Here is a 21,735-nt window from a genome sequence, read left to right as displayed (position 1 = left end):
CTATTTTAGGAGCTGCCAAAAATGGCAGCTCTTTTAATTTTACCCCTATATGAAGAAACTCCCGAAAGGAAGTAAAAAGCTACTCAACGCCTGGGCCTTTTATGATTGGGCAAATTCGGTTTACAGTCTGGTGATAGCCTCTACGGTCTTCCCCATATTCTATGGAGCATTAACTATCGTAAAGAACGAGCGTGGGGAGATCATAAGTGACCGGGTTCAGCTACTGGGGTTTGATTTTAATAATGACTCTTTAATAAGTTACGTGACGGCGTCGGCTTTTTTGCTGGTGGCGATCATGAGTCCGTTTCTTTCCGGCATCGCAGATTATGTCGGTAATAAAAAGAATTTCCTGAAGTTCTTCTGTTATCTTGGAGCCTTGTCGTGCATAGGTTTATTCTGGTTTGACCTGGAAAATCTCATCTTTGGCCTTACCTGCTATTTCTTCGCTTTGGTAGGGTTTTGGGGAAGTCTGGTTTTTTACAATTCCTACCTGCCAGATATTGCTTTTCCAGAACAACAGGATAAGGTGAGCGCAAAAGGTTTTTCTATGGGTTATATAGGGAGTGTGGTACTTTTAGTGCTGTGTCTTGTAATGATCATGAACTATGAAATGTTTGGCTTTGAAGATGCCGGTTTTCCCACCCGGCTATCTTTTGTTCTAACGGGGGTATGGTGGATAGGTTTCAGTCAGATAACTTACTATTATCTTCCAAAAGGGAACAAAAAGCAGCGTCTCACAAATGATGTTCTTTTTAATGGTTTTAAAGAATTGAAACTCATCTGGAATTCCCTGCAGCATAATCCGCAGTTGAAAAAATATCTAAGAGCATTCTTTGTGTATAGTATGGCGGTACAAACAGTGATGTTGATCGCGACATATTTTGGAATTGAAGAAGTGAATTGGGCAGGAAAGGATTCCACAGTCGGGTTGATCATAAGTATCCTGCTCATACAGCTTGTAGCCATAGCGGGAGCAATGGCAACTTCAAGATTGTCTGCCAGGTTGGGAAATATTACCACCCTTATAATCGTCAATGTGATCTGGATCTTTATTTGTGTTTATGCTTTCTTTGTAGAGACACCTTTTCAGTTCTACATCGCTGCGGGACTGGTGGGTCTTGTAATGGGAGGAATTCAAACACTTTCAAGGTCGACTTATTCCAAAATGATTCCCGAAGGCACTTTAGATACTGCAAGTTTTTTCAGCTTTTATGATGTTTCAGAGAAGATAGGGATCGTCATAGGGATGGTTCTCTACGGAGTGGTGGCCCAGGTTTTTGGAAGTATCAGGTATTCCATTCTTTTCCTTACCGCCTTCTTTTTAATTGGTGTGTTCTTGCTGCTGAAGGTTCCGCGGAAACATCTGGAGCCAGAATAAAAAGCGGCTTAAGAAATGATCCTTAAGCCGCTTTAAAAATTGTATTTTCGGGTATCTATCTTTTGGTAATATCTCCTGATCCCATTGTCTTGAAATCTTCGTTCTTTGGGTTGCCTTTATACTGAATGTCACCCGAACCTGGGATCTTCGCTCTTAAGGCTTCGGAAGCATAGACCTCCAGGTCTCCTGAACCTATTACCGTAGCATCCACGGTTTCACACCTAAAGTCAAAAGCACTGATGTCGCCAGATCCTATAACTTTACAGTTGAAGTCACTCGCGCTTCCTCTAAGGCTAATATCTCCTGAACCGGTAATGGTAGCACTCGCATCTTTCGCCACCAATGGCAGCCTGATGTCCCCGGATCCTGTAAGTTTGATCTCAAATTTCTCTGCCCTTATTTCATCTGAAGAATATATATCGCCAGACCCGGTAAGACTTACTCCCTCAAGGGTTTCAATCGGCACCGTCACTTTGATGCCTTTATTTCGGGAGGGAGACAGGCTGAAACCTTTTTCTACAGTGATCTTTAAGGAATTTCCGTCGACTTCAGTAACGATATATTCCATTAAATTCTCTTCGGCTTCTAGTTTCAGGTTGCCCTCTTTTCCTCTTACAAATTCCACATCCATAGAACCTATAAGGTTCACCTGGTCATATTTTGGAACTGTCCTCGTTTGAGTGGTCATTTTACCGTTGCCGTCAATTTCCTTACTGCCTTTCCACCACTGAGCATCTGCAGTTTGGAAGGAAAGTGCAACTATACTTAGAGTGATCGCTAATTTTTTCATTCTTTTTGATTTTTTGATTAATATTTTAGTGGGTAAACGTCACGCTGCCAAAACTTGAGTTTATTTTGACCATGCCACCGGAATTCCCGCTGAGGTAATGCCCCTGGTATTTATTATCACTACCTGACTGGTTAAGTTTGTTTATGGTAAAACCATTGCCATCCATACCTTTTATATTTCCGTAAGAAGTATTTATGTCAAAGGAAAAAGGACCCTCCCTGTCATACCCAATTTTAAGGGAAGTATAATCACTGTCAATATTCAATGATTTAAGCCCTGGCATGATCTTTTGGATATGAGCAGAACCGTAATCGAGATTTAGGTCTGCAGAGCCATAAACAAGACCTAGGCGGACTCCCAGGTAATCTCCCTGGCCTTTTATGTTCCTGAGTTTGTCAATCTTTAACGAGCCATAATCATTGTTGAAGCTAATATTCTCAACCTTGAGGATGTGTGAGTCGGTATAATCTGCAGAGATGTCAAGCGTTCCCGCTTCATCAATGGTAAATTCAGAATAATCTGCATTGATCCTGGCCTTCTTCACATAATGTATGGTGCTGTTACGGGTATAGTCAAAATTCAGGTTGTTATTGCTGCCCAATAGTTCCCCTATCATGATCTTCCCGTAGTCACAGGAGATTGTGGCATTCCCGGTAAGTTTGTCCAGGTTAATGCTTCCGTAGTCATTGGAAAGGTTCATGTTGTTGGTAACCGGTGCTTTGATACGGTAATTAACTTCCATATTGACATTGCTGCTGCTTCCGAAGATATTGCTCCAGAAAGACCTGTTGGAATTCTCAAAAAGGGTTTTTGCACTCACTTCTCCGCCAGACTGGTTGAACTGTACATCAATATTCTTCAAACGCTCAATTACTTTTTCTTCGTCATTTCCATTGGTGGTAATGATCACTTCAATCTCAATACGGTTACGGTCCCAGGTAATAATATCAATGTTACCGTAACTATTGTTGATCTTAAGGAGATCGTTTGCCGTAACAGTGAATTCCCTGTTGATCTTTTTCTGTTTAGTGTATCTTCCTTTATATCCGTCATTGGCACATGCGAGTGCCGGCACCAGGATAAGTGCTAAGAGGATCTTATATAATGCTGTTTTCATGGGGTGAATTTTTTAGGGTGTTTATAGTTTCTACTTTTTCTAAGACGGTATTCAAGAGGTCTATTCTTTGCTGGAAATTAGAGATCATCGCATAGATGACCCTTTTGTCCTGCCCACTTTTTTGAAGGTCCTTTTTAAGTTTTTCATAATCTTTTTCAAGGATTTCCAGTTGATTTAGGGCATCTGCAATAACAGCTTCGGTTTCGGGGGTTTTCTGAGCCTCCAGGTTCTCCAGCTCGTTCTTGATGACCGAAGCATAGAAATTCTGGGTTTCCTTCATTTCCGGGGAAACATTGGCTAATTCAGTTCTTTGACTAAAAGGGTCATTCAGTACTCCCTGGAAGAGGAGGAAAGCCATAAAAAGGCTTGCTGCCACTGCCATAACGGGAAGCCAAAGGGTGATCACCCCAGATCTTTTCGTCTTTCTTCCGGGTTGGTTTCGTAGCTTTTCCCTAAACCTTTCTTCGTGTTGTACCGGCGGTTCGGCAACATCAAAGTCCAGTTGATCAAAAAGATCTTTTAGATTATCAGTTTTCATAGGTACTTAATTTTTTTCTCAGGCTTTCTTTAGCTCTGGATATTGTTGTTCTGCAGTTAGCGTAGGAAATGCCCATGATCTCACAGATCTCTTCATGGTCATATCCTTCTATAAGGTGAAGGGTAAGAGCAACCCTGTAATTTTCCTTTAAACTGTTCAGGGTTCTCATGATCATTTTTACTTTGGGGTTTGCTTCTTCCTCTTCAGATGAAATCCCCATCCCATCATCAACTGCATTTTTAAACTGGTCATTGTAGGATACCTCCTGGTACTTTATTTTTTTGTTATAGGCATTTATGCTATGATTAACCACGATCTTCTTAAGCCATGCACCAAAAGTGGAGGTGCCCTCATACGAATCTAATTTGGTAAACGCCTTGAGAAAACACTCCTGCATGATATCTTCGGCTTCTGCTGAATGTTTTACGATACGTAAAGCGGTATTGTACATAGCTTTGCTGTATTTTTTGTAAATTTTCATTTGGGCACGCTCGTCTCCGCGACGGCATTTTTCCAAAAGCTCATCAATATGTGTTGTGGTTAGTGTCAAAATATCAACGCTTTATAATAAAGATAGGTGAAAGACAAAATTGTTACAGTTTCACGAAAATTTCTTTTAAAATATATTTCGAACGTTGGCATAACAATTGAATTAACGCAGTAGTAAAGCACCTTAACCTTCTGTAATACAGGAAAAATTAAGGTTAGAAAGATAAGAGAAATATAATATTTAATAACTGCTGTGACAGTTTGACTTAAAAATAGATATGGGCAGAACAAAATTTACAAATCTTGACAGTCTGTCATTTCAGGGAATAGATGAGGATGCAGAATTAATCCCACTAATGACCCCCGAAGATGAAGAAGAAATAAATAAAGAGGACCTCCCTGGAGTATTGCCGATACTTCCATTAAGAAACACGGTTTTATTTCCCGGGGTAGTAATTCCTATTACAGCGGGCCGTGATACTTCCATTAAACTTATTAATGAAGCCAATAGCGACAGCAAGGTAATTGGAGTAGTCTCACAGAAAGATGAGAAAGTAGAGAATCCTTCCGCAAAAGACATCAATAAGATAGGAGTAGTTGCGAGAATCCTCAGGGTCTTGAAAATGCCCGATGGAAACACCACTGTGATCATACAGGGTAAAAAACGCTTTGAGGTTACCGAGGTCATCGAGGAGAAACCATACATGAAAGCACGTATCAAGGAAGTTCCTGAAGCACGACCTGCCGTAGATAATGAGGAATTTAGTGCCATTATAGAATCCATTAAGGACCTTGCCTTGCAGATCATTAAGAACAGCCCTAATATTCCTTCTGAAGCTTCTTTTGCTATTCAGAATATTGAAAGCCCTTCTTTCCTGATCAACTTTGTTTCTTCCAATATGAATCTTTCGGTTGAAGAGAAACAGAAATTATTAGAAACCAATAATCTTAAGGATCGGGCTTTGTCCACTCTTAAATTCATGAACATGGAGTATCATAAGCTTGAGCTAAAGAATGACATCCAGTCAAAGGTGCAAAGCGACATGAGCCAGCAGCAGCGGGAATATTTTCTTCACCAGCAAATGAAAACCATCCAGGAAGAGCTTGGAGGTGTTTCACATGAAGGAGATGTTGAGGAAATGCGTGCCCGTGCAAAAAAGAAAAAATGGCCTGAAAATGTCAAAGAGCATTTTGAGAAAGAGCTTGCGAAAATGCAGCGTATGAATCCGCAGGTGGCTGAATATTCCATTCAGCGAAATTATCTTGACCTTTTTCTGGACCTGCCATGGAATGAGTTCAGCAAAGATAAATTTGACCTCAAAAGAGCACAACGAATCCTTGACCGGGACCATTATGGTCTGGAGGACGTTAAGAAAAGGATCATTGAATACCTTGCCGTTCTCAAGATAAGAAATGATATGAAGTCTCCCATTTTATGTCTATATGGACCTCCGGGTGTGGGAAAAACGAGTCTGGGAAAATCTATCGCAGAAGCCCTCGGAAGGGAATACGTGAGGGTTTCCCTGGGAGGTTTACGGGATGAAGCAGAGATAAGGGGGCATAGAAAAACATATATAGGAGCTATGCCTGGACGTATCGTCCAGTCCCTTAAAAAAGCGGGGACAAGCAATCCCGTCTTTGTTCTTGATGAAATAGATAAACTTAGTATTGGTCACAGCGGGGATCCTTCTTCAGCGTTACTTGAGGTATTGGATCCCGAACAGAACAGTGAATTCCATGACAACTTCCTGGAAATGCCCTTCGACCTTTCAAAGGTAATGTTCGTAGCCACTGCCAACAACCTTTCTACCATTCAACCGGCTCTTCGGGACCGTATGGAGGTGATCAACGTAACCGGTTATACCATTGAGGAAAAGGTGGAGATAGCAAAACAACATTTGCTTCCGAAGCAACTGGAAGAACACGGCCTTACCAAAGAGAATCTGAAGATCAGTAAAAAGCTCCTGGAAAAGATCGTGGAAGGGTACACCCGTGAATCTGGAGTGCGTGGACTTGAGAAGCAACTGGCTAAAATGGTACGGTATGCCGCCAAGAATATTGCCATGGAAGAGGAATATAACATAAAGATCAGCGAAGCTGATGTCCTTGAGGTTTTGGGAAGGCCTAAAATGGAGCGGGATAAGTATGAAGACAATGAAACTGCCGGGGTAGTGACTGGGTTGGCCTGGACACAGGTAGGAGGAGACATCCTCTTTATTGAATCAATACTTTCAAAAGGAAAGGGTACACTCAATATTACGGGTAACCTTGGAAAAGTAATGAAGGAATCGGCTACTATCGCCCTGGAATATATTAAAGGGAATGCAGAGTTTTTAGGAATAGATCCTGAGATCATTGATAAATATAATGTTCACATCCACGTTCCTGAAGGAGCAACTCCAAAGGACGGACCAAGCGCCGGGATCACAATGCTTACCTCGCTCGTTTCCTTGTTTACACAGCGGAAAGTGAAGAAAAGTATCGCAATGACCGGGGAGATCACCCTTAGAGGAAAAGTACTTCCGGTGGGAGGGATCAAGGAAAAGATCCTTGCAGCGAAAAGAGCTCACATCAAAGAGATCATTCTTTGTGAGGAGAACAAGAAAGATATAGAGGAGATCAAGGAGGAATATCTCAAAGGGCTTACCTTTCATTACGTGAAGGAAATGAAGGAGGTGATCGAGCTCGCTATTCTTAAGGAAAAGGTGAAAAACCCGAAGAAGTTATAGAAGAAAAATAATTTTAAAACTCCGGGGAAACCCCGGAGTTTTTTGTTTTCCATATTTCTTTCAGAAGCTTCCTATTTTCCTATTTTTGCATCTAAAGCCGGATTTATATCGCTGAACAGCACCTGAAGTCTTACGGCTTCTAGCCCATACAAAACCTTATGAATAAAAAGATCACCATTGCTATAGACGGATTCTCCTCTACCGGAAAAAGTACGGTTGCCAAACAACTCGCCAAAGAACTTGGGTATGTGTATGTAGATACAGGGGCCATGTATAGGGCGGTAACATTATACGCTCTTCGGAAAAATTTTATTTCTGAACAGGATTTCGATAAAAAAGCCCTTGTCGCCGATCTTCCTGCTGTGAAGTTAAAATTCATCTTTAATCCGGAAGTAGGTTTTGGTGAGATGTATCTTAATGATGAAAATATTGAAAAAGAGATACGGCAAATGGAAGTATCCCAATACGTAAGTAAGGTTGCGGCAGTACCTGAGGTGAGGGAGATGCTGGTCGCCCAGCAGCAGGAAATGGGGAAGGAAAAAGGGATCGTGATGGATGGTCGCGATATAGGAACGGTGGTTTTCCCTGATGCCGAACTGAAGATCTTTATGACTGCTTCGGCAGAAGAACGGGCTCAAAGAAGATTCAAAGAACTTTCAGAAAGAGGAGAAGATGTTACCTATAAAGAGGTACTGGAAAATGTTCAGGAAAGAGACCTTTTAGACACCACAAGAAAAGACTCCCCTTTGATTAAAGCCAAAGATGCAAAAGAAATAGACAACTCCCATCTCACTTTAACCGGGCAATTCGAAAGGATCATGGACCTTTACAGGGCTACAATTACCAATTAACAAATACCAATGATCAATTTTTCAGTTTTTGAACGTCTTTGCGAAGGAGCCAATCGGCGACTGAAGCAATCTCCTTCTTCTTGAGAAAAATCTTCAAGGGCCCAACCTTCAATTTCAAAACAGTTTGAAGATTTAAAAAATTTGAAGATAATAGTTATACAAGATATCATATACCTTCTCTAAAGTCTACCAACTAACGTCTCCCATTCTCCTCGTCCTCAAGTTCCCCATCACAAATTCCTCCTGATAATTGTTCAATGATTATTGACAATTGAATAAAATAATTGTATTTTTGCACTCCTTTTAGCAATAGGTTGGAAGAGTAAAAGGGTTGAAAATCAAATTTATAAACACTTCTGTGTTCTTTTATTGCAGCATTTCTTCCGAAGGAATACAGGATACAAATTAATTATCAGCAATGGCTGAAGAAAACAAAAACCAAGAAGTTCAGGAAGTAGCCGGTATGGATACTGCATCTCAACCTGAGACTGCTGCACAACAGCAAAACCCTGAGCAATTCTTAAAAGAATTCAACTGGCACAACTACGAAGAAGGAATTGATCCTATCGACGACCAGAAGCTGGAAGAATTCGAGAAGCTTGTAGCCGCAAATTTCGTTGACACTTTAGATGACGAAGTAACAAAAGGAACTGTAATTAACATTACAGATCGTGATGCGATCATCGACATCAATGCGAAGAGTGAAGGTGTAATTTCTCTTAACGAGTTCCGTTACAACCCAGATCTTAAAGTAGGAGATGAAGTTGAGGTATTGATCGATGTTCGTGAAGATGCTACTGGCCAATTGATCCTTTCTCACCGTAAGGCTCGTGTTATTATGGCATGGGACCGTGTGAACAAGTCTCATGATGAAGGTCTTATCGTTAATGGTTACGTTAAATGTCGTACCAAAGGTGGTATGATCGTAGATGTATTTGGAATTGAAGCTTTCCTTCCGGGATCACAGATCGATGTGAAACCAATCAGGGATTACGATGCATATGTTGGAAAAACAATGGAATTCAAAGTGGTAAAGATCAACCACGAGTTCAAGAACGTTGTTGTTTCTCACAAAGCGCTTATCGAAGCCGATATCGAAGAGCAGAAAAAAGAAATTATCGGGCAGCTTGAAAAAGGTCAGGTACTTGAAGGTACTGTTAAGAACATCACTTCTTACGGAGTATTCGTTGACCTTGGAGGTGTTGATGGACTTATCCATATTACAGACCTTTCATGGTCTCGTATCAACCACCCGAATGAGATCGTTGAGCTTGATCAAAAACTGAATGTTGTTATCCTTGACTTTGATGAGGCTAAAACAAGAATTCAGCTTGGTCTTAAGCAGCTTAGCAAACACCCATGGGAAGCTCTTGACGAGAACCTTAAAATTGGTGACAAAGTAAAAGGTAAGGTAGTTGTGATCGCAGATTACGGTGCATTTATCGAAGTTGCTGAAGGTGTTGAAGGTCTTATCCACGTTTCTGAAATGTCATGGAGTACTCACCTGCGCTCAGCTCAGGACTTCGTGAACGTTGGAGATGAGGTAGAGGCACAGATCCTTACCTTAGACCGTGAAGACAGAAAAATGTCTCTTGGTATCAAGCAATTGACTCCAGACCCATGGACTGATATCACTTCTAAATATCCTGTAGGTTCAAGACACACAGGTATCGTTCGTAACTTTACTAACTTCGGAGTTTTCGTAGAACTTGAAGAAGGAATCGACGGACTTATCTATATCTCAGACCTTTCATGGACCAAAAAGATCAAGCATCCATCAGAATTTACTAACGTAGGTGACAAACTTGACGTTGTAGTTCTTGAGCTTGATGTAGAAGGACGTAAATTAAGCCTGGGTCACAAGCAAACCGAGTCTAACCCATGGGATAAATACGAAACTGAATTCGCTGTAGGAACTACTCACACAGCTGCAATTACAGAGATCGTTGACAAAGGTGCGACTGTTGACTTTAATGAAGATATCACTGCATTCGTTCCGCAACGTCACCTTGAAAAAGAAGACGGAAGCAAACTGAAGCAAGGAGAAACTGCAGAATTCCAGATCATTGAATTCAATAAAGAATTCAAGAGAGTGGTAGCATCACATACTGCTATTCACAAGGAAGAGGAGCAACAAATTGTAAAGCAGGCTCAGAAAAAAGCCGCTACACAACAAGCTCAGAACAACACCACTATGGGTGATGTTAACTCAGAACTTCAGGCATTGAAAGACAAAATGGAAGGGAAGAAATAATCCCGTTTATTTTTAATTATTGAAAACCTCCTTAGGCAACTAGGGAGGTTTTTTTGTACCCAATATTTAAGTTTAAATTGGCGTCAACAGTTTGGAAGTGTTCTGAGGATAATGTAAATTCATAAAAACCTTCTAAAAATGAGTAAAACTGTACTTTTCAAGAACCGCCCTGCGGGAAAACCTACCATCTCTGATTTTGAATTAATTTCCGAAGAAACTCCCTCTCCCGGAGAAGGCGAGGTGCTCCTTGCGGCACGTTATATTTCAGTAGATCCATACCTGCGCGGAAGGATGAGGGATGAAGAATCCTATATTGAACCCTTTAAACTCAACCATCCAATGGAATCCATGGTAGTGGCAGAGGTTGTGGAATCCAGGAATACGAATTTCCAAAAAGGCGATCATGTTACGGGAATGCTCCAGTGGAAGGAGCTGCAAACCTCAAGAGGGAACGGCCTGAACAAAGTGGACACAGATTTAGCTCCTTTACCAGCCTTTTTAGGAGTACTGGGCCTCACCGGTCTCACAGCTTACCTGGGTCTCGACAAGATAGGTAAACTGCGGGCCGGAGACACATTAGTAGTCTCCGGTGCAGCGGGTGCGGTAGGAAGTGTTGTTGGACAAATTGGAAAGATAAAAGGATGTATGGTTGTGGGTATAGCCGGCAGCGATGAGAAAGTAAGACATATTGAAGAGGAATTCGGATTTGAGAAGGGGATAAATTATAATACTGCGAAGGATCTTAAAAAAGCCATTGCAGAAGCTTGTTCAGACGGGGTCGATGTTTACTTTGACAATGTAGGAGGGGAGATCCTTGATGCCGTGCTGGCTAATATCAATAAAGATGCTAGGATCATTAATTGTGGAGCTATCTCGCTTTACAATGAAACCGAAATACCTGTAGGCCCACGTCCTGAAGGTATCCTTATTAAAAAGACCGCTTTGATGCAGGGATTTTTGGTACGGGACCACGTAAAAGATTTTGGACCGGCATTGAGACAGTTGGGAGCCTGGCTTAAAGAAGGCGAACTCACCTATGATGAAACCATAGTCGAAGGATTTGAAAAACTTCCGGAGGCCTTCATTGGATTATTTGAAGGGAAGAATATGGGTAAGATGGTGGTAAAGGTTTAGTTTCTTTCACCTCATACAAGGGGTTTATTTAATATAAATCATTTAATTTTTTTCAACCATTATGCTTGTTATCTCATAAAGATTTGGTTTATTGAATTCACCCTTCTTTTGGGCTAAATCTTTGAAATCACCGAATCCCAGATGGATCTCTAATCACATTATTAACCTTAGATCTTCCGTAGGTTGAATGAGTCATTCTATTCCCGCATTTCTGTGAGGATCTTTTCATGCACCTCCAGATCCTTACTGCTATGAAGAACAAACCTTATCTTTTTTAAATGTTTTAGCGTCGTGGCCTGTTTTATAATTGTCGCAAAGGCCACTTTGGCAGCCTCTTCCATCGGATAGCCAAAGACCCCGGTGGAAATTGCCGGAAATGCGATCGAGGTTATACCATTTTCTTCTGCCAGTTTCAGGGAGTTTCTATAACATCTTGCCAGCAGTTCATCTTCAGGTTTATCTCTTCCATACACGGGACCCAGGCAATGAATGACATATTCGTTGGGAAGATTATGGCCGGTAGTGATCACTGCCTCTCCGGGTTTTATAGGAGCCATGGTGCTGGCTTCTTTAGCGAGGCCGGGTCCGGCAGCCCGATGTATAGCCCCTGCGACTCCTCCTCCGGTCTCTAGTTGTGCATTGGCAGCATTGACCACCGCCTCACAATCTTTCTGGTTTACAATGTCTCCCTGTCTGCACTCGAGGGTTACTCCTGAAAATTCCTTTTCCATAGCCTATTTTTTTGGATCTTCTTTAAAATTAAGGATTTCCTGGAGCTGATAAAAATCATTCTATAAAACAGCCTGAGATCTTATTTTCATGGACTAATCAAACTACTACCAAATGAAAAATAAAGTAGTTATAGTAACCGGAGGTGCTTCAGGAATTGGCGAAGCTACAGCAGTTCTTTTCGCGAGAGAAGGTGCCAGTGTGGTGGTTTCAGATATTCAGGAAGAGAAAGGAAAGAAGGTGGTTCAGCAAATAGTGGCTGCCGGTGGAAAGGCATCTTTTTTCATGGCCGATGTCTCTGTAGCTGAAGAAAATGAGGCCCTTGTCAATTTTGCCGTTAAGACCTATGGAAAACTGGATGTCGCGGTGAACAATGCTGGAATAGGAGGCGAGGGCAACAAAATCGCCGATATGAGTCTTGAAGGTTGGCATAAGGTAATCTCTGTAAACCTTGATAGTCTTTTCTATGGAATGAAATACCAGATCGCAGCTATGAAAAAGAATGGGGCCGGCAGCATTGTGAACATCTCTTCCATCCTGGGGAGTGTTGGCTTCTTGGGGTCTGCTGCTTATGTTGCAGCCAAACACGGGGCTTTGGGGATCACCAAAACTGCTGCTTTGGAATATTCTTCAGAAAATATCCGGATTAATGCAGTGGGGCCTGCCTTTATAGATACTCCACTTCTTGATCGACTTGATGACGAACTTAAACAAAAATTAATTTCCATGCATCCTATTGGCCGGTTTGGGAAAAGTGAGGAAGTAGCCGAAATCATCCTGTGGCTTGGCAGTGATAAAGCTTCCTTTGCAACAGGGGCTTATTATCCCATTGATGGGGGTTATTTGGCTAACTAATCCTGGAAGTTCAGTACCAGATCATGAACTGTCATTCCTGTCCATGAAGGGAATCTCTTCGGGAAAGGAGTTTAGAAGTACGAATATTAGAAGCAGGATAGAAAGCTAAGATTAAATTACTCCTTCTAAAATTGAGAAGTTTGGGTTCCTGAAGCGCGGCGGTTTTGTATCTATCTCAAACGGAAAGAGCCTTTTCCACGCGAAAAGGCTCTTTCATATTTCAGATAAGTATTCTTAAAACAGGTTTAAAAATGACATTTTAGCGTCTTCTTCCCTGCCTGTTGTTTCGGTTACGGTTTTGCGCAGGGGCAGCGGCAACAGGGGCTGCATTAAGGTCCATTGGAAAAGGATGTCCTTCTATCACCGGGATCTTAATGGCTGCAAGTTTTTCTATGTCCTTAAGTTCCTTACGTTCTTCAGCGGCACAAAATGAGATGGCTATACCGTCATTTCCGGCACGTCCTGTCCGGCCAATTCGGTGTACGTAGGTTTCAGGTACGTTTGGAAGATCGAAATTGAAAACATGTGTAAGTTCATCAATATCAATTCCGCGGGCAGCGATATCTGTTGCTACCAGTACGTTCAGATTTCCATTCTTAAAGTTCTTAAGAGCATTTTGTCTTGCGTTCTGGCTCTTGTTGCCATGAATTGCTGCAGAACTGATCCTGGCCTTGTCAAGGAACCTGGCCACCTTATCTGCCCCGTGTTTTGTGCGGGTAAATACCAGGGCGTTCTCAATTCCGTTCGTTTCAAGCAAGTGAAGCAAAAGCTTCCGCTTATCCGGTTTATTGGTAAAATATACCCGTTGCTCAATCTTATCAACAGTAGATGATGGCGGGGTAACTTCGATCTTCACCGGATTCTTCAACATCATATTGGCAAGGCCCTGGATCTCTTCAGGCATAGTGGCCGAAAAGAATAGAGTCTGCCTTTTTTCAGGAATACTTTTGATCACCTTTTTCACGTCATGGATGAATCCCATATCCAGCATCCGGTCAGCTTCGTCCAGGACGAATATCTCCAGCGTGCGAAGATCGACATGTCCCTGGTTCATTAAATCGAGTAGTCTTCCGGGAGTAGCTACCAGGATATCAACCCCTCTTTTAAGTTTTTGAACCTGGTTCACCTGTGACACCCCTCCGAATATTACAGAGTGGGTAAGGTTAATATATTTTCCGTAGGCAGCAAGACTTTCATCTATTTGTATAGCCAGTTCCCTGGTGGGAGTAAGGATCAGGGCTTTCACCCCTTTCCCTGAATGTTTTTTTCCGTCAAGAAGCTGGAGGATTGGAATTCCAAAGGCTGCCGTTTTTCCTGTCCCTGTCTGGGCCACGCCTAAAAGATCCCTTTTTTCAAGGACTACAGGAATCGCTTGTTTTTGAATGGGGGTAGGAGTAGTGTATCCCTGTGCGTCTAGAGCCTTAAGGATTGATGGTATTAAATTTAAATTTTTAAATGACATTAAATATTGTATCTGTGAAATGCTGGAAAAGACGTTGCATTTTCTGAATCAGCGGATGGATTTTCATTCTAAACCGGCTTACAACCTGCCGTGTTTTTGTGTAAAGAAGGTGACAAAGATAAGCTTTTTATCTTCATGATGATTGTAGACAATAATCAGGCCGTAAAAGGTGCAGGTAGATAAGGTGATTTAATTTCTGGAAAACGAGGATACCGGGTGGTAAATAGGAATTATTGACTTAAGATGCGTTACCCGGAAGGAATTAACAGCTACCGTCTCCTTCAGGACAGGCTTTTTCCTCTGCAATGAGATAAGCAACGCTGTCACCAAGGTCAATTTTGAGCGTAGTAGTTCCCAGGTCTTCAGCCATTCTTTTCTTTCCGTGGATATTTAACTCCTTGAAACCACTTATGGTGAAGGTTTTGGTTTTACGGTCGTAAACGATCTTATCTGCTTTCTCAATCTCCACAATATCTGTTGTGAAATGTACATTCCCCGTAAATTCAATGATTTGCTTGTTACTACTTAAGGTGCTTTTGTCTCCGGTAAAGGTGATGCCCGCATCTGCAAACTTTACAGAATTATGTTGCGCGAAAACCCCGGAACTCAGTAACAGGAATAAAACGAAAAAGATAGATCTCATAGCATATCGGTTTCTATGCAGGCAAGGTATTAATTTCTCGTTAATTAGCCATGTTTGAAGAGCTAAACTTTAAAAACATATTTACACCCTGGGGAAAGGATTTATGCCGAAATTTCTGGTTAATTCTTAGCTAATATTTATTAAAGCTTTGGCGGTTCCTTAACTAGCGGTAAGTGCAAAAGTTCCAATATTTCGGTATATAATTTGATTAACTGAATTAAAGATATATCCGTGAAAAAAGACCTGATTTACAGAGGTTTCAAGGCGACTACAATCCTTATTGGCCTCGCATTTATGATCTATGGTTGCGAGCAAAACTCCGCTCAATCAGATCATGTCAGAACGTCTTTTGAAAAAAATGTTAAGGACAGCGTAGTCTACCTTCCACCTGTAAAGGAAGTTCGGCCGGTCATTTGTTACCAGGTTGATAGCCTTCACAGCCCTCGAATAGTAGATAGTTTAAAACTAAAACTTGCAAAGCAGGAGCAGGCAACTATAGCAGCGATCAATAGAATTGATCTGTGGCGGCTAAAAATCGGCAAAAAAGTGGTGATCCCAGATACCCTGACACCTAATTTACTCGATTATTCCCCCTTTCCATATGAAATGAAAATCTTTGATTCAATTCCTAAAACAGTTTTGATTTCACAACGTATTCAGGGTTTTGCTCTTTATGAGAGAAGCCAGCTGGTAAGATGGGGTCCCGTGAGTACCGGAAAGATGTCCACCCCTACTCCCAATGGGTTGCATTATGGGAATTACAAAGCTAAAAGAAAGATAAGTACAGTGGATTCGGATTGGATAATGCCCTATTACTTCAATTTCATGAATTTTTATGGGGTGGGTGTGCATGAGTATGGGATGCCGGGATTTCCCGCGAGCCATGCCTGTGTAAGACTGTTTCAGGAGGATGCACGCTTTATCTACGACTGGGCAGAACAATGGCAGCTTGACAGAAAAGGGCAGGTTGTGGAAAGAAATGGTACCCCCTTTATGGTATTCGGGGAATTTGATTATGAAGGTAAGTTACCTTGGTTGAAACTTGCTGAAAATTCTGAACACAATAACCTTAGCGGTGCAGAAATGGATACCCTGCGATCTTATGTCAACAATTACTTTAAGGACAAAAGGAATTTTCCGAAGCCCCAGGATTTGCAGGGAGTGCATATTGCTGTTCCCGTTGATGGTATAGATACCTTCCGGTAGATTGAGATTTCGATACTTATTTTGAACTTCGGAGTTCATGGGTAAAACCATATTTTCCGGAGAACATCAGGATTGCCTTCTCAAGATCTTCTTTACTTTCCAGAAATGGCATATGTCCCACCTGACTTTCCCATTTCATTAGTTTTGGAAATTCCAGATCTTCATGATGTCGGGGACCTATCATCCAATCTTCAGAACCGTAATAAAACAGTACCGGCATAGTCATTTTTGAAGCCAGGGGTTTGTAGTTATAAAAATATTCGTCTGAGTTCATAACCGCATTTCCAAACTCAAATTTGAAATCAGGAATGGCATTATAGGTACTCTCCAGTTTCTCATAATTTTCTTTATATGCATATCCCATATTCCAGAAAAGTCCTTTTTCCCTTAACCTGCCGCCATACTCCATCATACGCTCCCTTGGTGAAACACTATCTCCCTCACATGAATATTCTTCTCCCAGGAATTCTGCAGCCTTAGGGACCCAGCTCTCACAAGCGGTTTGAATGATATCAAGAGTACAATTGATCATCAACATACCTTTGATTGCTTCCGGGTAGCGCTCTGCATATCCCATCTGCAGGATTCCTCCAAAAGAATGACCAAGGGTAAGCCAGTTATCAAATCCCAACTCGTTTCTTAATTCTTCAAAATCCAGAGCCATACGGTCCATAGAATAATTTCCATCCCTGGAGTTGGATGAACGTCCCACCCCTCGCTGGTCCAGATAGACCACTGTGAAATACTGCTCCATAAATTCTCCCATGTATTCTTCGAACCAGTGGCTCCCTGAGCCCGGCCCGCCATGAAGGTAGAGAAGGGGAGTTCCCTGTCCTTCAACTTTAACATATAGATCAACACCATCTGAAGTGGTGAAGATTCTTTCTCCTGCCTGTGCGAAAAATCCGCAGAGAATAAGAGCTGCAAAAAGGTATAGATTCTTCATTGGTCTGTTCATAGTGGTAATGATTACCGAAATACCCCGACAAGTGCCGGGGAAATTTCGGTTCTCAAACAAATTCCTATTACAAAGACTTGAAGGATATGCTTTTGTTACAGAATATTCTAAACTTTTTTATTTAAAATAATTTTCTCCGGCTAAAAAATACCTTCAGAGGTCCTTATCAGCCTGATATTCTCAAAAAAAAGATCCCGCATAAGAAAAGTTCCTGGCGGGATCAGAGGTGTAGGGGGTACGGTATTTAGAGTTCTGCCATACTTTCTTCCAATAGAATTGAAGGCTTTAGAAAGACTTCAGTTTTTAAGGAATTGGTGATAAGGCAGGCTCTTTCTACTTTGTGCAGTATCTTTTCAGCTTTCTCCCGGTCTTCTTCATTCAGGATGGTCAAAACCGGTTCCAGAACAACTTCAGACATGGCAAATTTTCCATCAATCTTGTCTAATTTTCCTTTTGCAGGAACAGTTATGCTTTTAAAATCCAGGTTGGAATTTTCAGCAATAGCCAAAAAAGTGGTCATAAAACAACTGTTCACTGCTGCAGTGAAAAGATGTTCGGGCGACCAGAGGCCGGGCATTCCTTTAGGGAATTCAGGCGGGGTAGCCACTTCGATAGTTGTATCAAGTACAGTAGAGGAAATTTTCCCTTTTCGGTCTGTTATCCATTCAAGGTCTACGTGGTAGTAATGTGCTTCCATCAGTTTAGTTTAATGTACCGGACAATAAAAGCTTTATTATCCTCATTTTTTATGATTATTGTCAGGTTCTACACTGCAACTGCCATCAAAACAGCTTCCAGCGGCACAGCCGAAGGCAAAAAGCCCCATAAAGCTAATATAGCCTCCCAAGGCTAACCCAAGCCATTGCTCCTCGGCAATTGACTGGCCTATCACCAGGAGTCCAATTACCAGGTAGGCGATCCTGACGTACGTCCAGCCGGTAAAAAGTCTTTTCCAGATCATGAAAGTTTATTTTGCAGGCTTCTCCAGGATCCGGCGTTGTAAACGCTGGTATACCCATGAGATTCCAATAGGTTTTTTGCTGAGGCGCTCCTCATTCCTGATGCACAACAGGTAATAATGGGTTTATCCTTATCCCTGAATTTGGTGAGATTACTTCGAAGACTATTCACCGGGATATTTTTGGATCCTTTGATATGACCTCCCATAAATTCAGATTTGGTCCTCACATCAATGATTATAGCACCATTGTTCACCATTTCAGGAAAATCAGCTTTTGGACCACCTATTCCGAATAATCTTTTAATACTTTCAAACATATTTTATGTCAATTGAGATTGATAATAATTAATTTCAAGCCAGGAACCGCCGTTCACCGATTCAATACCCTGCCGGTTGAGATAATTCTCTGCCTGGGCGCTCCTCATTCCTGAAGCACAGCAAAGGATCAACGGGGTTTGCATTCCCTTGATCTCATCCATTCTCGCAGGAACTTCATTCAGAGGGATATTAATGGAACCTGCCACGTGGCCTCCGCTGAATTCTCCATGGGTGCGCACATCTACGATAGTTCCTTTTTTTTCTTTCATTATCTGTTCTAAATTCATTCTTTCATTTTTCATTATTCGAATACAAAAATAAACCCGAACTACCTTCAGTACAGTTACTTTTGTTACACAGGATGAGTTTCCATAAAAAAATCCGGAAGCTTATGTAAACTTCCGGATCCTGGCAGAGTTTGATTCAAAAGGATCAATTAAGATTCTCTATTACTTTTTTGAGTTTTTGCCGCACCTCTGTTGCCACTACTCCTAATTCATTATTTTGCACAGACTGCATGGAGGCCACCGGATCCACGGCAGATACTTCAACCTTCCCGTTCTCCAGTTCCTGTACGATCACGTTACACGGCAGCATAGTTCCTATTTTACTTTCAGTCTCTATGGCCTTATGCGCCATCTGCGGATTGCATGCTCCCAAAATCCTGTACTTCCTGAAATCAATATCCAGTTTCTTTTTAAAAGTCTCCTTTACATCGATCTCGGTAAGAATTCCAAAGCCTTCTTTTTTCAATTCTTCGGTAACCTTTTCTATAGCCTGGTCAAAATTGTCATCTACTGTTTTGGTGAAATAATAGCTCATTTTTATTGATATTTTAGTTTGATTATTAAGATACTACAAAAATGAGGTAAAAGGAAATCTTTCACAGTAACCTGCGTTACAAACCCGGTTTTTTAAGGAAAAATTGTCATTTAACTATTTACCGCTTTCCTGCCAGGTCTTGTTCAGTACCTCGAGGAATGTTTCTGCAGGTTGTGCTCCCGAAACACCATATTTGTTATCAAACACAAAGAACGGAACCCCACGCACGCCAATGTTCTGTGCCTGCATCTCATCCTGTTTCACCTCATACGCTAAGGATTCTGATGTCAAAGCCTCTGCAGCCTCATCACTCTCTATTCCTGCGGAAGCAGCCACCTCTAAAAGCACGCTCTCTTCATCAATATTTTTTGCTTCTGAAAAATGCGCTTTAAACAATGCTTCTTCAATCTCATTGGCTACCCCTTTTGATTTGGCAAGCTGTATCAAAAGATGGGCACGGTAGGAATTGGCCACTACCGAAGTTTCCAGGTCCATTTCAAGACCAGCATCAACAGCCATTTTTTGAGCATTCTGGAACATTTCCTGTGCCTGTTCCCGGGAAATATTTTTCTCCTCCACAAAATAATCGAGAGCAGAGATCCCCGGTCTGGTCCTTATTTTAGGATCCAGCTGAAAACTGTGCCATATAACTTCTGTCTTTTTACGATATTCAAATTGTGCCAAAGCATCTTCAAAATTGCGTTTTCCTATGTAACAAAAAGGACATCGCACATCAGACCATATATCTATTGTGATCATTGATTTTTAGTTTTTAAAATTCTGTGGTGGGTAAAGAACAAACTTCGCACCTCTTTTCCCAAACCGCCAAATCTGCAGCTTGTTTTAAATAGAAGTCCCTAAAAGGACGTTTTTTCAACCTCTTTTTCGGGAATGAGGGACATGGCCCTTTCAGCGATGGCGGTAATTGACAGACTTGGATTCACCCCGGGGTTCGCGGAGATCATGGCCCCGTCTATAACATACATGTTCTTGTATCCAAAAACCTCATTACTGCTGTTGATGACCCCTTCAGAAGCATTATTACCCATCACAGCCCCTCCAAGAATATGAGCGGTGGTGGGAATTCCTGCCAGGCTTTCAAGCGCAAAGGAAGTAGCTTTCCCGTTGATGATCTTGCTGTACCGCCGGGTCAGTTCTTTTGACTCAGGGATATCTGAGGTCGGTTTTTCGCCTTGTCCAAGTCCGGTAGAAAGGCTTCCGAAGAAATTTCTTTTTAATTTAAGAGTGCTGTCAATAGATTGCATAAAAAGCAGTACCGTTGTGCTTCTTGACCAGCTGTTGATGAAATAGGTTTTGAACCAGGCAAGGGGAGAGGAAAAGAGTTGACCAGAAATGTGCAGCATTCTGCTCACAGGATTTTTCCCAGAGGCCATTGGCAGGTGCAAAAGTTTCCAGAACCCCGATCCTTTCGAGTAGCGAACGATCTCTAGATGGCTGTTCCCGTCTGTATGTAACAAACTCCCTATGGCAACCCCTTTTGAAAGATCTTTTTCTTTGTCGGCAGTTGAAACACTAATCAGGGTTTCATTATTGGTACGGATGTCATGGCCTAATTTGTCTGATAACTTCGGAAGGGAACTTGCTTTGAGTTTCAGAAGCAATTTAATTGTTCCCAGAACCCCTCCTGAAAAAATGACTCCTTTAGCCCTGAATTTCTTTTTCTTCGGAAAGAAAGCGGTGCTTGATCTTGTTCTAACTTCATAGCCGGCACCCGAAGGTTTTACCTCAAAAACTTCATTTTCGGCCAGTATCTCTGCGCCGTTCTGTTGTGCCAGCCACAGGTAATTCTTGTCCAGAGTGTTCTTTGCATTGTACCGGCAACCCGTCATACAGCCTCCGCAGAAGTTGCATCCGGTCCTGTCTGGCCCTTTTCCATCAAAATAAGGATCTTTTACTGTTTCATTTTCCTTTCCGAAATAAACCGCCACATCAGGGGCTTCAAAATGTTCTTCGCGGCCTATTTCTTGGGCCATTTGTTTGAGGGCAAGATCTCCGTCGAAAAGTTTTGGGTTTGGAGTGGCACCCAGCATTTTCAATGCTTGTTGGTAGAACGGTTTAAGTTCGGTTTCCCAATTGGCCAACTCTTTCCAGCTGCCGGTGGTGTAAAATGCTTTTTTAGGAACAGGCAGGGTATTGGCATAAACCAGTGAACCACCGCCAACTCCGGTACCCGAGATCACTGCAATATGCCTGAAGATACTCAGTTTCATGATCCCGAAGAAACGCAGTTCCGGGACCCATAACCACTTTTTCAGGTTCCAGTTGGTCTTGGGAAAATCTTCAGCCTTGAACCATTTGCCTTTTTCGATGACCAGAACCCTGTAGCCCTTTTCAGATAGCCTCAAAGCGCTGACAGATCCGCCGAAGCCGCTGCCTATTATTATGTAATCGTATTCCTGTTGCATGAAACTGCCTGTAATGTCATAAAACTACTGTTTTTCTGAACATACAGGTATGGGTTTGTATCCTTCTTTTTCTAA

The 21,735-nt window shown here is 41.9% G+C and carries 22 protein-coding genes; 7 read left to right on the top strand and 15 right to left on the bottom strand.

From position 1 onward, the window contains the following. Positions 1 to 49: 49 nt before the first annotated feature. Entirely contained in the window at positions 50 to 1,378 is a 1,329-nt protein-coding gene (locus tag ACFSTG_RS13855) for an MFS transporter (protein WP_380754262.1), read from the top strand. Positions 1,379 to 1,433: 55 nt separating this feature from the next. Here the strand turns inward: ACFSTG_RS13855 and ACFSTG_RS13850 are convergent, their stop codons facing one another. Genes ACFSTG_RS13850 through ACFSTG_RS13835 form a run of 4 tightly spaced genes read right to left on the bottom strand, consistent with a single transcriptional unit; the run spans position 1,434 to position 4,373 of the window. Further along, the gene (locus tag ACFSTG_RS13850) at positions 1,434 to 2,168 is read right to left on the bottom strand and encodes a head GIN domain-containing protein (protein WP_380754259.1); all 735 of its coding nucleotides are present in this window, start codon (positions 2,166 to 2,168) and stop codon (positions 1,434 to 1,436) included. Positions 2,169 to 2,193: 25 nt separating this feature from the next. Continuing rightward, positions 2,194 to 3,285, bottom strand: coding sequence for a hypothetical protein (locus tag ACFSTG_RS13845; protein WP_380754256.1), 1,092 nt, complete (start codon positions 3,283 to 3,285; stop codon positions 2,194 to 2,196). After that, entirely contained in the window at positions 3,266 to 3,823 is a 558-nt protein-coding gene (locus ACFSTG_RS13840) for a DUF4179 domain-containing protein (protein ID WP_380754253.1), read from the bottom strand. The genes ACFSTG_RS13845 and ACFSTG_RS13840 overlap by 20 nt, the downstream gene beginning before the upstream one ends. Continuing rightward, positions 3,813 to 4,373 (bottom strand): RNA polymerase sigma factor, encoded by a 561-nt coding sequence (locus tag ACFSTG_RS13835; RefSeq protein ID WP_380754250.1) that lies wholly within the window; start codon positions 4,371 to 4,373, stop codon positions 3,813 to 3,815. Before ACFSTG_RS13835 ends, ACFSTG_RS13840 begins: the two co-directional genes overlap by 11 nt. A 217-nt stretch (positions 4,374 to 4,590) precedes the next feature. Between ACFSTG_RS13835 and lon the strand changes: the two genes are divergently transcribed. From lon to ACFSTG_RS13815, 4 genes are all read left to right on the top strand, one after another. Continuing rightward, positions 4,591 to 7,041, top strand: coding sequence for an endopeptidase La (lon, locus tag ACFSTG_RS13830; protein ID WP_380754247.1), 2,451 nt, complete (start codon positions 4,591 to 4,593; stop codon positions 7,039 to 7,041). Between the two features lie 158 nt (positions 7,042 to 7,199). Beyond that, positions 7,200 to 7,892: a (d)CMP kinase gene (gene cmk, locus ACFSTG_RS13825; RefSeq protein ID WP_380754244.1), complete on the top strand. Its 693-nt coding sequence runs from the start codon at positions 7,200 to 7,202 to the stop codon at positions 7,890 to 7,892. A 418-nt stretch (positions 7,893 to 8,310) separates the two neighbouring features. Further along, positions 8,311 to 10,146, top strand: a complete 1,836-nt coding sequence (rpsA, locus tag ACFSTG_RS13820; RefSeq protein ID WP_380754241.1) for a 30S ribosomal protein S1 — start codon at positions 8,311 to 8,313, stop codon at positions 10,144 to 10,146. A 138-nt stretch (positions 10,147 to 10,284) separates the two neighbouring features. Further along, entirely contained in the window at positions 10,285 to 11,280 is a 996-nt protein-coding gene (locus tag ACFSTG_RS13815) for an NADP-dependent oxidoreductase (protein WP_380754238.1), read from the top strand. Positions 11,281 to 11,477: 197 nt separating this feature from the next. Here ACFSTG_RS13815 and ACFSTG_RS13810 read toward each other — a convergent pair whose 3' ends face one another. Further along, positions 11,478 to 12,011, bottom strand: a complete 534-nt coding sequence (locus ACFSTG_RS13810) for a macro domain-containing protein (protein ID WP_380754235.1) — start codon at positions 12,009 to 12,011, stop codon at positions 11,478 to 11,480. Between the two features lie 112 nt (positions 12,012 to 12,123). On the opposite strand from ACFSTG_RS13810, the gene ACFSTG_RS13805 reads away from it, so the two are divergent. Next, on the top strand, positions 12,124 to 12,864 hold the full coding sequence (locus tag ACFSTG_RS13805) for an SDR family NAD(P)-dependent oxidoreductase (RefSeq protein ID WP_380754232.1): 741 nt from the start codon (positions 12,124 to 12,126) through the stop codon (positions 12,862 to 12,864). Positions 12,865 to 13,123: 259 nt separating this feature from the next. Here ACFSTG_RS13805 and ACFSTG_RS13800 read toward each other — a convergent pair whose 3' ends face one another. Together ACFSTG_RS13800 and ACFSTG_RS13795 are read right to left on the bottom strand one after the other, a co-directional pair. After that, the gene (locus ACFSTG_RS13800) at positions 13,124 to 14,326 is read right to left on the bottom strand and encodes a DEAD/DEAH box helicase (protein WP_380754229.1); all 1,203 of its coding nucleotides are present in this window, start codon (positions 14,324 to 14,326) and stop codon (positions 13,124 to 13,126) included. Between the two features lie 262 nt (positions 14,327 to 14,588). Further along, complete coding sequence (locus tag ACFSTG_RS13795; RefSeq protein ID WP_380754226.1) at positions 14,589 to 14,969, bottom strand: hypothetical protein; 381 nt, start codon at positions 14,967 to 14,969, stop codon at positions 14,589 to 14,591. Between the two features lie 231 nt (positions 14,970 to 15,200). Here ACFSTG_RS13795 and ACFSTG_RS13790 point away from each other — a divergent pair, with 231 nt between their 5' ends. After that, positions 15,201 to 16,175, top strand: coding sequence for a L,D-transpeptidase (locus ACFSTG_RS13790; protein ID WP_380754222.1), 975 nt, complete (start codon positions 15,201 to 15,203; stop codon positions 16,173 to 16,175). Positions 16,176 to 16,191: 16 nt separating this feature from the next. Here ACFSTG_RS13790 and ACFSTG_RS13785 read toward each other — a convergent pair whose 3' ends face one another. The 8 genes from ACFSTG_RS13785 to ACFSTG_RS13750 all read right to left on the bottom strand — a co-directional run bounded on the left by ACFSTG_RS13785 (position 16,192) and on the right by ACFSTG_RS13750 (position 21,660). Then, positions 16,192 to 17,121, bottom strand: coding sequence for an alpha/beta fold hydrolase (locus ACFSTG_RS13785; protein WP_380754217.1), 930 nt, complete (start codon positions 17,119 to 17,121; stop codon positions 16,192 to 16,194). 256 nt (positions 17,122 to 17,377) lie between these two features. Beyond that, positions 17,378 to 17,830 (bottom strand): OsmC family protein, encoded by a 453-nt coding sequence (locus tag ACFSTG_RS13780; protein ID WP_380754211.1) that lies wholly within the window; start codon positions 17,828 to 17,830, stop codon positions 17,378 to 17,380. 42 nt (positions 17,831 to 17,872) lie between these two features. Continuing rightward, positions 17,873 to 18,094: a hypothetical protein gene (locus ACFSTG_RS13775; protein ID WP_380754205.1), complete on the bottom strand. Its 222-nt coding sequence runs from the start codon at positions 18,092 to 18,094 to the stop codon at positions 17,873 to 17,875. Next, positions 18,091 to 18,411 (bottom strand): rhodanese-like domain-containing protein, encoded by a 321-nt coding sequence (locus ACFSTG_RS13770; RefSeq protein ID WP_380754200.1) that lies wholly within the window; start codon positions 18,409 to 18,411, stop codon positions 18,091 to 18,093. The genes ACFSTG_RS13775 and ACFSTG_RS13770 overlap by 4 nt, the downstream gene beginning before the upstream one ends. A 3-nt stretch (positions 18,412 to 18,414) precedes the next feature. Then, on the bottom strand, positions 18,415 to 18,699 hold the full coding sequence (locus tag ACFSTG_RS13765) for a rhodanese-like domain-containing protein (protein ID WP_380754194.1): 285 nt from the start codon (positions 18,697 to 18,699) through the stop codon (positions 18,415 to 18,417). A 145-nt stretch (positions 18,700 to 18,844) separates the two neighbouring features. Next, entirely contained in the window at positions 18,845 to 19,234 is a 390-nt protein-coding gene (locus tag ACFSTG_RS13760; RefSeq protein WP_380754189.1) for a DUF302 domain-containing protein, read from the bottom strand. 114 nt (positions 19,235 to 19,348) lie between these two features. Then, positions 19,349 to 19,993: a DsbA family oxidoreductase gene (locus ACFSTG_RS13755; protein WP_380754184.1), complete on the bottom strand. Its 645-nt coding sequence runs from the start codon at positions 19,991 to 19,993 to the stop codon at positions 19,349 to 19,351. A gap of 98 nt (positions 19,994 to 20,091) precedes the next feature. Next, entirely contained in the window at positions 20,092 to 21,660 is a 1,569-nt protein-coding gene (locus tag ACFSTG_RS13750) for a GMC oxidoreductase (protein ID WP_380754181.1), read from the bottom strand. Positions 21,661 to 21,735 lie beyond the last annotated feature (75 nt).

Origin of the sequence: Salinimicrobium flavum (genome assembly GCF_042684505.1) — a bacterium.
Lineage (GTDB): Bacteria > Bacteroidota > Bacteroidia > Flavobacteriales > Flavobacteriaceae > Salinimicrobium > Salinimicrobium flavum.
The sequence above is the reverse complement of the archived record's forward strand: the minus strand, read 5'-3'. Positions and strand labels throughout refer to the sequence as shown.

Excerpts from the sequence above, each read along its gene's own strand:
- ACFSTG_RS13770 (WP_380754200.1), bottom strand. The coding sequence starts at position 18,411 with ATGTTTGAAAGTATTAAAAGATTATTCGGAATAGGTGGTCCAAAAGCT.
- ACFSTG_RS13845 (WP_380754256.1), bottom strand. The coding sequence starts at position 3,285 with ATGAAAACAGCATTATATAAGATCCTCTTAGCACTTATCCTGGTGCCG.
- ACFSTG_RS13850 (WP_380754259.1), bottom strand. The coding sequence starts at position 2,168 with ATGAAAAAATTAGCGATCACTCTAAGTATAGTTGCACTTTCCTTCCAA.
- ACFSTG_RS13750 (WP_380754181.1), bottom strand. The coding sequence starts at position 21,660 with ATGCAACAGGAATACGATTACATAATAATAGGCAGCGGCTTCGGCGGA.
- rpsA (WP_380754241.1), top strand. The coding sequence starts at position 8,311 with ATGGCTGAAGAAAACAAAAACCAAGAAGTTCAGGAAGTAGCCGGTATG.
- ACFSTG_RS13795 (WP_380754226.1), bottom strand. The coding sequence starts at position 14,969 with ATGAGATCTATCTTTTTCGTTTTATTCCTGTTACTGAGTTCCGGGGTT.
- ACFSTG_RS13755 (WP_380754184.1), bottom strand. The coding sequence starts at position 19,993 with ATGATCACAATAGATATATGGTCTGATGTGCGATGTCCTTTTTGTTAC.
- ACFSTG_RS13815 (WP_380754238.1), top strand. The coding sequence starts at position 10,285 with ATGAGTAAAACTGTACTTTTCAAGAACCGCCCTGCGGGAAAACCTACC.
- ACFSTG_RS13785 (WP_380754217.1), bottom strand. The coding sequence starts at position 17,121 with ATGAAGAATCTATACCTTTTTGCAGCTCTTATTCTCTGCGGATTTTTC.
- ACFSTG_RS13840 (WP_380754253.1), bottom strand. The coding sequence starts at position 3,823 with ATGAAAACTGATAATCTAAAAGATCTTTTTGATCAACTGGACTTTGAT.
- ACFSTG_RS13780 (WP_380754211.1), bottom strand. The coding sequence starts at position 17,830 with ATGGAAGCACATTACTACCACGTAGACCTTGAATGGATAACAGACCGA.
- ACFSTG_RS13800 (WP_380754229.1), bottom strand. The coding sequence starts at position 14,326 with ATGTCATTTAAAAATTTAAATTTAATACCATCAATCCTTAAGGCTCTA.
- lon (WP_380754247.1), top strand. The coding sequence starts at position 4,591 with ATGGGCAGAACAAAATTTACAAATCTTGACAGTCTGTCATTTCAGGGA.
- cmk (WP_380754244.1), top strand. The coding sequence starts at position 7,200 with ATGAATAAAAAGATCACCATTGCTATAGACGGATTCTCCTCTACCGGA.
- ACFSTG_RS13810 (WP_380754235.1), bottom strand. The coding sequence starts at position 12,011 with ATGGAAAAGGAATTTTCAGGAGTAACCCTCGAGTGCAGACAGGGAGAC.
- ACFSTG_RS13855 (WP_380754262.1), top strand. The coding sequence starts at position 50 with ATGAAGAAACTCCCGAAAGGAAGTAAAAAGCTACTCAACGCCTGGGCC.
- ACFSTG_RS13805 (WP_380754232.1), top strand. The coding sequence starts at position 12,124 with ATGAAAAATAAAGTAGTTATAGTAACCGGAGGTGCTTCAGGAATTGGC.
- ACFSTG_RS13760 (WP_380754189.1), bottom strand. The coding sequence starts at position 19,234 with ATGAGCTATTATTTCACCAAAACAGTAGATGACAATTTTGACCAGGCT.
- ACFSTG_RS13775 (WP_380754205.1), bottom strand. The coding sequence starts at position 18,094 with ATGATCTGGAAAAGACTTTTTACCGGCTGGACGTACGTCAGGATCGCC.
- ACFSTG_RS13765 (WP_380754194.1), bottom strand. The coding sequence starts at position 18,699 with ATGAATTTAGAACAGATAATGAAAGAAAAAAAAGGAACTATCGTAGAT.